At 60.2% G+C, this 10,214-nt stretch carries 12 protein-coding genes and 1 pseudogene; 3 read left to right on the forward strand and 10 right to left on the reverse strand.

Translation table 11 applies throughout. The features are described from left to right. From EN925_RS09575 to EN925_RS09585, 3 genes are all read right to left on the reverse strand, one after another. Positions 1–1,070 (reverse strand): ABC transporter substrate-binding protein (locus EN925_RS09575; RefSeq protein WP_164894169.1); only part of this gene is annotated, 1,070 nt, incomplete at its 3' end. Between the two features lie 119 nt (positions 1,071–1,189). Continuing rightward, positions 1,190–1,543 (reverse strand): Rieske (2Fe-2S) protein, encoded by a 354-nt coding sequence (locus EN925_RS09580; RefSeq protein ID WP_023809364.1) that lies wholly within the window; start codon positions 1,541–1,543, stop codon positions 1,190–1,192. An 11-nt stretch (positions 1,544–1,554) separates the two neighbouring features. Then, positions 1,555–2,637 carry an amidohydrolase family protein gene (locus tag EN925_RS09585; protein ID WP_127369788.1) on the reverse strand — a complete coding sequence of 361 codons (1,083 nt, stop codon included), beginning with the start codon at positions 2,635–2,637 and terminating at the stop codon, positions 1,555–1,557. Positions 2,638–2,771: 134 nt separating this feature from the next. Here EN925_RS09585 and EN925_RS09590 point away from each other — a divergent pair, with 134 nt between their 5' ends. From EN925_RS09590 to EN925_RS40635, 3 genes and pseudogenes are all read left to right on the forward strand, one after another. After that, positions 2,772–3,629, forward strand: coding sequence for a LysR family transcriptional regulator (locus EN925_RS09590; RefSeq protein ID WP_127369789.1), 858 nt, complete (start codon positions 2,772–2,774; stop codon positions 3,627–3,629). Positions 3,630–3,834: 205 nt separating this feature from the next. Further along, positions 3,835–4,791: a hybrid-cluster NAD(P)-dependent oxidoreductase gene (locus tag EN925_RS09595; protein WP_164766175.1), complete on the forward strand. Its 957-nt coding sequence runs from the start codon at positions 3,835–3,837 to the stop codon at positions 4,789–4,791. 223 nt (positions 4,792–5,014) lie between these two features. After that, positions 5,015–5,191, forward strand: a pseudogene (locus EN925_RS40635) (peroxidase); the annotation flags it as partial. A gap of 323 nt (positions 5,192–5,514) precedes the next feature. Here the strand turns inward: EN925_RS40635 and EN925_RS09605 are convergent. From EN925_RS09605 to EN925_RS09635, 7 genes are all read right to left on the reverse strand, one after another. After that, a complete protein-coding gene (locus EN925_RS09605) occupies positions 5,515–5,976 on the reverse strand; it encodes a DoxX family protein (protein ID WP_338039906.1) in 462 nt (153 codons plus the stop codon). A gap of 97 nt (positions 5,977–6,073) precedes the next feature. Continuing rightward, the gene (locus EN925_RS09610) at positions 6,074–6,553 is read right to left on the reverse strand and encodes a tetratricopeptide repeat protein (RefSeq protein ID WP_127366925.1); all 480 of its coding nucleotides are present in this window, start codon (positions 6,551–6,553) and stop codon (positions 6,074–6,076) included. Between the two features lie 28 nt (positions 6,554–6,581). After that, complete coding sequence (locus EN925_RS09615; RefSeq protein WP_027162032.1) at positions 6,582–7,553, reverse strand: MBL fold metallo-hydrolase; 972 nt, start codon at positions 7,551–7,553, stop codon at positions 6,582–6,584. A 94-nt stretch (positions 7,554–7,647) separates the two neighbouring features. Further along, complete coding sequence (locus tag EN925_RS09620; RefSeq protein WP_127366926.1) at positions 7,648–7,872, reverse strand: DUF680 domain-containing protein; 225 nt, start codon at positions 7,870–7,872, stop codon at positions 7,648–7,650. Positions 7,873–7,931: 59 nt separating this feature from the next. After that, positions 7,932–8,177: a DUF680 domain-containing protein gene (locus EN925_RS09625; RefSeq protein ID WP_127366927.1), complete on the reverse strand. Its 246-nt coding sequence runs from the start codon at positions 8,175–8,177 to the stop codon at positions 7,932–7,934. A 281-nt stretch (positions 8,178–8,458) separates the two neighbouring features. Beyond that, positions 8,459–9,301, reverse strand: coding sequence for an anti-sigma factor (locus EN925_RS09630; RefSeq protein WP_127368733.1), 843 nt, complete (start codon positions 9,299–9,301; stop codon positions 8,459–8,461). Continuing rightward, complete coding sequence (locus EN925_RS09635) at positions 9,298–9,840, reverse strand: sigma-70 family RNA polymerase sigma factor (RefSeq protein WP_027162036.1); 543 nt, start codon at positions 9,838–9,840, stop codon at positions 9,298–9,300. The genes EN925_RS09630 and EN925_RS09635 overlap by 4 nt, the downstream gene beginning before the upstream one ends. Between the last annotated feature and the right edge of the window lie 374 nt (positions 9,841–10,214).

Raw genomic sequence — 10,214 nt, forward strand, 5'->3', positions numbered from 1 at the left:
AAGCTGTGTTGCGGTTGCGGATCCTTGGCGAATTTGATGGCCGGCGCGATCGGGTTGTCGTTGGCCACAGTGGCGTGGCCAAGAAAGATCTTGTCGACGATTTCTTGGCGATTGATCGCCCATTTCAATGCCATTCGCACGTCCGGATTATCAAACGGCGCCATCGTGACATTCATCGGCAAGGTATAGTGCCCGTAGCCAGTGACCTCGACGATTTCCACCTTGGGATTGCGTTTCAACATGCCGAGGGTTTTGAGGTCGGCGCGGCCGATATAGTCCACCTCCCCCGTGGATAGCGCCGCCATGCGAGCGGCGAGATCTGTGATGGCGATGAACTCCACCTCGTCGAGATAGGGCTTGCCATTCTTGAAGTAGTTTGGATTGCGCTTGAGCTTGGCCGAAACGCCGGGCTGGAAATTCTCGAGGACGAAAGCACCGGTGCGAACGCCTGAAGCCCAATCCGCCTTGCCGTCCTTGGCCGGCATGATGACCAGATGGTAGTCACTCATGATGTAAGGGAAATCGGCGTTGCCGCTCTTGAGCGTGAAGACCACCGTTTCCGGGCCGTCCGACTTGACATCGGCGACGGAGTCCAACAGCGACTTCGCCGCCGATTTGGTGTCCTTGCCCATGTGATATTGCAAGGAGGTCACGACGTCATCCGCCGTCACGGTCTTGCCGTTGTGAAAGGTTGCGCCTTTGCGCAGCTTGAAAGCCCAGGTTTTGGCTCCATCCGAAGTTTCAAAGCTCTCGGCGAGGTCCGGTTGGACATTGCCTTTGGCGTCGACCTCAGTGAGGCTGTTGGACAGCGAGCCCGAAAATGCGGTTTGTGTGAACGTGTCGGGGTAGCCGGCCGGATCGATCGAATCCGTCGTCGCGCCATGAGCCATGCCGAGCTTGGCGAAGCCGCCCTGCATCGGTTCGGCCCGCGCCGTGCTCACGAACAGCCGGTCGGCGGCGGCAACGGTCAGGCCCGCGGCCAGCCCAAGATGAATGAATTCGCGGCGGGAAACCTTGCCGCCTCCGACCAGGCTTTGCGCGATACCAAGCTTGTATTCAGATTCTGACATTTGACTCTCCCATTGCGGAGTTCCCCGCGTTATTTCTCGTCAAGCACCGGCGAACAAATCTGCTTATTGGCTCCGCCACCTTCCTTCGAATTTTTCCAATCCCAATCGGCTTGCGCCAATCAGGCCGTCACGTAGATGCCGCCGGCTTCGACGGTGACTGGAAATGTGCGCGCGCGAACGGAGGGATCGACCAAGGCCGCGCCTGACTTGATGTCGAACTCCCACCCGTGCCAGGCGCATCGAACGATCTCGTTTTCGCGATGATAGATGAATTGCGCCTGTTCAACGGGCGCGGTTGTGCCGCATTGCGGCCCCTCGCAAAGCGGAGCGCCGCGGTGCGGACAGACATTCAGCAGCGCGTGGAATGAATCTCCGATGCGGAAAATCCCGACCGAAAGGCTGCGGATCTTGGCGATGAACGGAGACCCTGTTTCGATCTCGTCGACGCGGCAGATATATGTCTTCTCGGGCATCGTATGCTTCCTCAGGCGGCATTCGCGGCTTGCGCGCGGGGGATGCGTTTGTAGACTTCCAGCGCGTTCAGTCCCATGATCTTGCTCTTCCATGCAGGAGGGATTTGCAGCGTGTTGGCATCGTCGTAATCCCAGTGCGGATAGTCTGATGCAAACATCAGCGTGTTTTCGCCGTCCATCGCTTCGAGCGTGGACCAGAGATGTTGGATGTTTGCAGGCTGCTCCAGCGGCTGCGTGGAAAAGCGGATGTTGCGCCGGCAATATTCAGACGGCAGCATCTTCAGCCATGGCGTCTCCTTGCGCAGCGCTTTGTAGTCGGCGTCCAGGCGCCAAAGGACCGACGGAACCCAGGCGACGCCGCACTCGATGATCACGAAGTAGAGGTCCGGCCATTTCTCGAAGACGCCATGGGCGATCATGCTTGCCACGTGCGACATCGCCGACATGTGCAGAATGGCATGCGTTTCCCAGAAGAATGTCGTCGGAGCAGGAGCAATGGCAGTTGAATTCACGCCGCCATGCCCGCCCAGATGAATGGCGAATGGCAACCCCACTTCCGCGCAGGCTTCGTAGATCGGATGGTAAAACGGGTCGCCATACGGCTTGACGGACCCCTGGGAGGCGAGAACCTGGACCATGCGCGGATGGCTGCCAAGACGGCGTATCTCGGCGGCAGCGAGCTTCGGATCCTGTGGCGCGATGATGATCGAGCCCATGAACCGATCGTCTTTCGGCAACCACTGATCGATCTGATAATCGTTGTAAGCGCTGACCAGAGCGCTGGCATAGTAAGGGTTAGCCAGTGTCGACGCCTCGAAAGGCTCATCGCCGGTCAGGATCGCCACGTCGACTTTGTATTTGTCGAGGTGCTTCTCTTTCATGATGAGATAGTTGTCGGCTTCCGTTTTCGGACGGATGTCCTTGCGGGAAAAGTCCTGCGGGTGGAACCAGGGCCGATGACCATGCGGAAAGGCCCCAACGGGCCCTGTTTTCTCGCCCTCGATGAACATGTCTTTCCACAAGCCGGAGAGATAGGGCTCCAACACAGTAGCGCTTGACCAGTAATTATGACAGTCGCAGTCGACTATGAACACTTCTTCCGCTCCGTATCCGTATCTCGTCCCGGCGGCGCTGCCGGCCGCTGATGTGCTACAGCTTCCGCCTTGAGTATTGTTTGATCAAGCTTATGATACGTGGAATATGATCGAGTTTTTCGATTGGAGATTTCATGCAACTTGATCACATCGAGACCTTTCTGGACATCATCGAATCGAGAAACTTCAATCGCACCGCGGATCGGCTAGGATTGACCCAGTCGACGATCAGCACCCGCATCAAGAACCTCGAGAGCGCAATCGGGTCCGAACTGTTCCAGCGCGGACGCGCCGGGGCGGAACCGACCGCCGCAGGACGCCGGTTCGAAGCTTACGCAAGATCCCTGCTGTCCACATGGTCGCAGGCTCGCCACGATGTCCGGGCGTTCAATCGTTTCGAAGGCACCTTGCGCGTCGCCGCGCAGGTCGGGATGACCCGCTCGGTTTTGCCGGGTTGGGTGGAGACGCTGTGTCAGGCTCTTCCCAAATCGTCGATCCATGTCGAGTCGGATTATTCGAACCAGATGGTCAGCGACCTAAGCATGGGAAATCTCGACATCGCAGTGCTTTACGCCCCACGATACCTACCCGAAATCTCCTATGAACATTTGATGGTTGAGGAATATGTGATGGTTTCCACGGTAGCCAGAACCCTCTCCGAGGTCGATCCTGAAACCTATATTCGTCCTGGCTATACGGCCCTGCTGGAGAAGGCCCATGCCGAATTGCTTGGCGAGTTGGCGATCTGTCGCCTTTCCATGGGATCGGAAACCTTGGCGGAGATGATGCTACGGCGCGCGGGCGGGACCTGCTATATGCGAAGTGACGATGCGCGCAGGTTCGCCCTCGAACGCCCATCGTTCATCGTCGAAGGTGCTCCGACCCTGCATCAGCCGGTACACACGGCCATCCTGGCGCGCCGCAAGCACGAACCGATCATCCGCAAGGGAATCCGCGCCCTTCACGTTGCCGTGATGTCACTGGATATGTAATCGAAATAATCGATCATAACTCGCGAGGGAGGCTCCTGTTATGGCGGGCCTGGAAATGGCATCTTGGCTCTACTTCAAACCGAGATGAGTGATGAACGCACACGTTGGGACCCCCGGCCTCCTCCCGATGATGCGTCATCGGCAATGGGCACAAACCACATCGCAGCTCGTACTCTGCCGTCGTGTAATCGAGGAGACGCCCGATGTGAAAACTTTCGTTTTCACATCCCCGACGGATCGGATGTTCTGCTTCAGCGCGGGCCAGTATGTGCTCGTGCACCTCAAGATCGAGGGTGCCGCGGTGACGCGCTCCTACTCTGTTTCCTCACCACCGACGCGACCGCTCGACCTGCAGATCACGGTGAAGCGAACACCGGGCGGCCTGGTTTCGAATTGGCTCCACGACAATTTGGGGGCGGGCGACGAGATCGAAATCGAAGGGCCGCTCGGCTCATTCAATCTCGATGACCTGCCATATGAAACGCCGCTCTTCCTTTCGGGCGGCAGCGGGATAACGCCCGTGATGTCGATGTTGCGTGCGCTTACCGACCGCGCAACCGACCAGGATATCTCCTTCATTCATAGCGCCAGAACGCCAGGTGATATAATCTTTCGACGGGAATTGGACGCACTTGCCTCTCGCTTCCCCAACTTGCGGGTAACGTGCGTTTGCAGCCAGGAAGATCGCACCTGGAGGGGGCCAACTGGCCGAATAGACAGTCAGATGCTGCTGACCCTCGTTCCCAATCTCCACAGGCGCACCGTTTTTGCCTGTGGACCCGAAGGGTACATGAAGACGGCACGGGCCTGCCTTCACGCAATAGGCTTCCCGCCGGCGCAGTATCACGAGGAGAGTTTCGGAGGCAGCAATGGTTCGCGGTCGGAATTGGCTTCAGCGATTTCGTCTTCGGTCCGTTTCGCCCGCTCGGGCGTGGAGCATCACTGCGCGCCCGGAGAGACCCTGCTTGAAGCGGCACGGAACTGTGGCATCTACATCCCAACCGCCTGCCAGCAGGGCGTTTGCGGAACGTGCCGAATAGCTAAACTATCCGGCGAAGTTGCCATGGACGATCTAGGCGGGCTGAATGCTGAAGATAAATCGGCCGGCTATGTCCTGGCATGTTGCAGCCGCCCGCAAGGAACGGTTTTGCTCGACGTTTAACTCGGCGTTGTTGACCTTTGAAAAGGCCGCCTTGCGCGCGCTTGGCCTCGAGGGTCTGGTCTCAAAATGTTGCCGCCGCCGTCGAAATGGGAGCAGAGCCGCAACCCTTCCTCCTGGTTTTCGGGTCTACCACCCGCGCACCCGTGGCACCGTTCGACTTATTCCAACCCTTACTGAGCTACAGACGCGAATGTCAGCTTTAGGGCTCGAAACGTGGCAGCGCATTGGCCGGCCGCCAGGCAACTACGATCGGTTGCTGGACTTCAGCCGCGCGGTCACCGGCACATTGTTCTTCGTGCCGGCGACGACATTTCTGGAGAACGTTGCGACCCGGGAAGCAGTCACCTCGACCGCTGGTCCGGCCCTGTCGGACGGATCTATTCGGAGTCATCGTAAGTAGGTCCGCCAGACCATACAGTACGAGGAAACGGCTTGGCGACCCGTACAGAGAACGCTGACCCTCAGCGACTAGCACATCGTTATCTGTCAACTGGTTACGAGGCGGTTCGCCCAAATTCAAGAAGCTAGGCCCCCCATTCGCTGATCGCATTTATCTTACACCCATCGGCAGCTTTGCGCCTCAAATCGGCCGATAGGGCGGCCCTATCCGTGCCGTTAAGCGGACGTCGATGAACGGCACGCCACGAACGGCTTGCGCCATCTGGTCACCCGAGGCGTTTGTGGCGTGCCGAGTTGATATGAGACCCAGCGTCTTGGTCGAAATTAGAACGGGAGCTTGATATCGCCCACCGACAAAGGGCTACCGGCCGCTATGAGCGCGGCAACCGTCTCTCTGTCCTGTTGCCGGCGCCTCATGAGTCCGTTCAGCACCCTGTCGAGAGATATCGCGCCGGCTCCGGCGATGGCGAGGACGAACATGCCGCCCGCTATGGCGAGATCCTTTTCCAAATGCAGCAATTCGTTCTGGCTGGCAAAATTGGTGTGGAACAGGGCTGCCGTTGCCAAACAGAACAGTCCGAGCGCGACCGCGCCCAGACGCGTCAGCAGGCCCAGGCCGATCGAAAGACCGGCTCCCAGCTGCAGCGCTATGGTGGCCATCAGAAGCGGCAGGCTGACGCCGAGGGCGGCCATGGCTTTTGCGGCACCGTCGAAATGGATCGCCAGCTCAACGCCTTCATGCACGAAGAGCAATGAGAGCAGCAGGCGACCCGTCAGCAGGGTCAAGTCGGTGAGATGTAGTTTCAAGGCGATTTGTGTCGTTGTCACGATTGGCTCCAGATAGGAAAGAGGGCAGGCGCCGCACGACGGCGCCCGCCTGGCTTCATTGGGTCACTTTGGTGTCGATGGCCTTCTGCAGGTCTGCGCGTTCCTCGCAGCCTGCCGGGCAGAGCTGGGTCAGCGATGCCAGCTGCTCCCTAGCTTTGGCCATGTCGCCGGTCTCGACATAGAGTTCGCCGAGATATTCGCGCGCCGCTTTGTGGTCCGGCTTCAGTTCGAGCGCCTTGGTGTAGTAGGTCAGTGCCGTCGTGTAATCGCCGGTCTTGCGCAGCGTGAAGCCGAGCAGATTGTAGACGTCGGCCTGCTGCGTGTCCTGCGCCAGGTCACGAAGATCGGCCAATGCACCCTTATAGTCCTTGGCATCGATCTTGGCTTTTACTGCGGTGAGGTCGGGCGCGTCGTCGCCTTCAATGTTGTCCACGGCATAGGCCGGCCCGGTGACGGCGACCGGAACGGCAGCCAGCACGGCAACGGCGCCGAGCAGCCCGAACAGGTTGTGCCTGTTGAAGAGGGAAGGTTCCATTGTCTTTCTCGCTTTGGGATTGCCGCGCTTAAATTTGCACGGGGGTGAAGCCGTAGGCGTTGCCGTCCTTGACGAAGGTGCCGGTGCCCGGGAACGGGAAGTGCGAACCGGAGATGCGGATGTTGTCGGCAATCACGCGATCGATCAGTTTGTGGCGCGTGGTAATGGCCGTCGGCCCATCCTGGTCGTAGGTGCCTTGCCAGTCCGGATGCGGCGCCAGCAGTGCCGGCACATACATTGTGTCTGCCGAAATCATGATCTGCTCCTTGCCGGAGTTTGCGAGGTAGACCGAATGGCCTGGCGTATGACCGGGCGCGGCGATGATCTGCATGCCAGGCGCCACTTCGGCGCCGTCCTCGACCAGCTTCCAGTTCTTCCATTTCGGGAAGTTTTCGGCGATGCGCTTGCCCGCCGGCTTGCGCCCTTCGGGCAGCTTTGCCAGTCGGCCGGGGTCGGTCCACCACTTGTATTCCGTGGCGTTGACGATGAGCTCGGCATTGGGGAACACAGGCGCGCTGGTCCCCTTTTCCATCAGGCCCCAGACGTGGTCGGGATGGAAATGCGAGATCATGATGGTGTCGATAGTCTTGTAGTCGATGCCAGCGGCGGCCATGTTGGCCGGCAGATGGGTGGCATTGGTTTGCCATTGGCCGACGCCCGAACCGGCATCCATCATAATCACCTTGCCGTTCATCTTGAGGACGACGACGGTGAGCGGGATAGGCATGAAGTCTGTCGTCAGGCCGGCCTTGGCAAGGGCTGCCTTGGTGTCCTCGACGGAGACATCCTTGATGAAAGCTGGGTCGTGCGGTTTGCGCCAGATGCCGTCATAGATGGCGGTGATCTCGATATCGCCGACCATGTATTTGTAGAAGCCAACGGCCGGCTCGACTGCTGTTTCGGCGAAGGCAGGACGGGTGAATTCCAACCTGCCGGCGAGGCCGAATGCGGCAGCGGCAGTTGCGGACCCAAGCAACGTGCGACGTGTCATGTTAAACATGATGATCTCCTGTGTTAAGAGGTGGGGGTGGCGGAAAGCCAAGCGTGGCCCTCCGTCCTGATTGCCGAACCTATCGGTCCTGACCGGATGAAACTCAGTTGCCCCAGATGCCTTGGCCGTACTGCGCCGACACGCTGGCATCGCCACCATGGATCTTCTTGACCTCTCGGATCGAGCTGGTGTGCGAGGTGTCGATTTTTGAAGCCGAATGGCTGGCGACCGGCTGGCGGGAAGTGTTCGAGCCGTAGTGGTCGCTGCCGGCGAAGGCCGTGCCACTGGCAACGAGGATGGCGGCAGCCGTAAGGACGATCTTTTTCATTGAAACAGTTCCTGATCTTGAGGATTGAGAGAAGTTGTTGTTTGGAGGTCGAGGCGCGTTCAGCGGCCCCAGAGTCCGTCGTTGTTGTGCCGGTTGATGATGTCCTGAACCGACCCCTGGCTCGGCCCGGTCGTCACCTTGGAGTCGACGCTGTCCTGACGCGGCGTGGAGGGAATGGAAGCAGTAGCGTTGGTGTCGACGCTGGTGGCCGGCTGGTTGGAGTTGTTGGCGCCATGGTCGCTGCCGGCAAAGACAGCGCTTGAGGCAAGCAGCATGGCAGCCACGCTGAGAGCGAGCTTGGTCATTTTGGTAGATCCTTGTTTCGTTTCTTGGTTGCGTGCCGGGAAATTGGCCCCGCTAACAACAAGACTCGCCAAGACATCCCTTTATTCCCGGGTGGCGCGAAATTCTTTGGAGGTCCCAAAATCAGGGACGGCGGCTGTCGGGAACTGGGCCAGCCGACGCTGCACGCGCACGTCCGAGGTCGGCACCATGCTGGTGCCGTGGGTCTGTCTGACCGCGAAGTAGCCGAGCCAGCGGTGACGTCGCACTTGATATTGGCTGAAAAGGTCTGGGCGGTCGGCTATCAGCCGGTCACGGTGGCGGCGCGGAAGCGCGCTACGAAATCGTCCAGCTCCGGCCGCTCCATGTCGGAAATCGCCCAGTAGGAGAAGGCGCCGTCGCTCCACTGCACCAGCGAAAAACCGCCCTCAGAGAGATCGACAGGGTCGGTCACAGCTCCGGCATTTTGAGGCTCGGCGACAAGGGTGATCAGATGCTCGCGGTGGCGATAGACCAGTGCCGGCACCGCCCGGCCGCCGATGACCTCGACCCTGCCACCGATGAGTGCAAATCCGTCCTTGGCCATGTCCGGCGCCGGCGGCGAAAGACCGAGCCTTGCGTCGAGCCAGGGCTTCACCGTGTGTCGGTCCGACGAGACGACATCCACCGGGCTCATCGCCAACAGGCTGCGCTGGTGGCCGCTGGCTACCCCTGCGGCAAAGCCATCGGCTACGCCAGGCTGCATCGCCCATTGCGTTGCACCGCTGGCCAGCACCGCGCTGAGCATGATAGACGCCGCCATGGCGCGCCAATCGAATGAGCCGAAGTTGCGCGCCGACCACCCCGTTCGATTTGCCTTCGCTGGTGCCGTCGGCGCTTTGGGGCGCAGTACCTCGACATTGCCGGCAGCAGCCATGGCTGCGATGCGCGCGCTGAAGGCGTCGCTGACTTGCGGCTGCGGAAGTCCGGCCACAGCCCCTTGCAAGGCCATGACGCGGGCATGTTCGGCCGCCAGCTTGGGGTCGGCGGCTATGCGCCGCTCAACGGCTATGGCCGCGGCGGCGTCAAGCTCGCCATCGACCAGCGCGTGCAGCATCAGGTTCATGCCTGCGGCATCCTCGGGCAATCCGTCGTTGTGCGCGCTCATTGCGCCCTCCCAAGGCCAGAGATCAGCAGGCCACGCGCCCGCGCCAGCCGTGACATCACCGTACCCATCGGCACGCCTAGCATGGCCGCGATATCGCGGTAGGCGAGGCCATTGATGTCGCGCAGCACGAGGGTCTCGCGAAACGGCTGCGGCAGGGCGGCGATCGCGGCTTCGAGTGCTACGGTATCTGCCTTGGCGATCAGGGTCGCCTCCGGGCTCTCGCTGTCGGGTGGATCGGCTGCGTGAGCGGAGCTCACCTCGTCGAGATCGGCGAGATCGCCCACCGAGACGATGCTGCGCGGGCGGTTCCGCGCCAGCCATGTGTAGCACGCATTGCGCACGATGGTGAGCAGCCAGGCGCGTGCATTGCCGCCGGCATAACTGGCGATGCTGGCATGTGCCTTCATGCACGCGTCCTGCACGACATCCTCGGCGTCGGTGGCATTGCCGGTTAGCCAACGGGCCAGCGAAAGCGCGTCGGCGAGATGAGGCATTACCACTTCGCTGAAGCGGTCGGCCTGCGCATTGCTGCTTAGCATTGGTGTACCGTGATATGCGCCTCGCCTTGAGTGCCCAGGAAGCGAAGATGGTTCTGTCTTGCAAGCGAACCCAGCGGAAGTATTTAGGGTCGCCAGCTGCGGTGAATGTGAAGGCAACTGTTTCATCGATGTCAATCACACACTGGACCGCAACGATGCATCCACCCCGATGCGTTCTCGCATCCGCGGCGTCTGAGCTCTCTCGATCCCGACTGGGCAGGACGTTTAAGGCAGACAGGCTGGGAGCCGCAGGCGGCCAACGCGTCGCCTTCACCTGGGAATGCGTTGACCATTGCCGTCGCGGTCGTCGGTGTGTGGGGTTGCAGGGGGACGTTCCTTCAAGGTCAATCAGCAGCGTATGCATGGAAGACCAG

Source organism: Mesorhizobium sp. M7A.F.Ca.US.006.04.2.1 (assembly GCF_004022915.1).
Classification (GTDB): Bacteria; Pseudomonadota; Alphaproteobacteria; order Rhizobiales; family Rhizobiaceae; genus Mesorhizobium; species Mesorhizobium ciceri.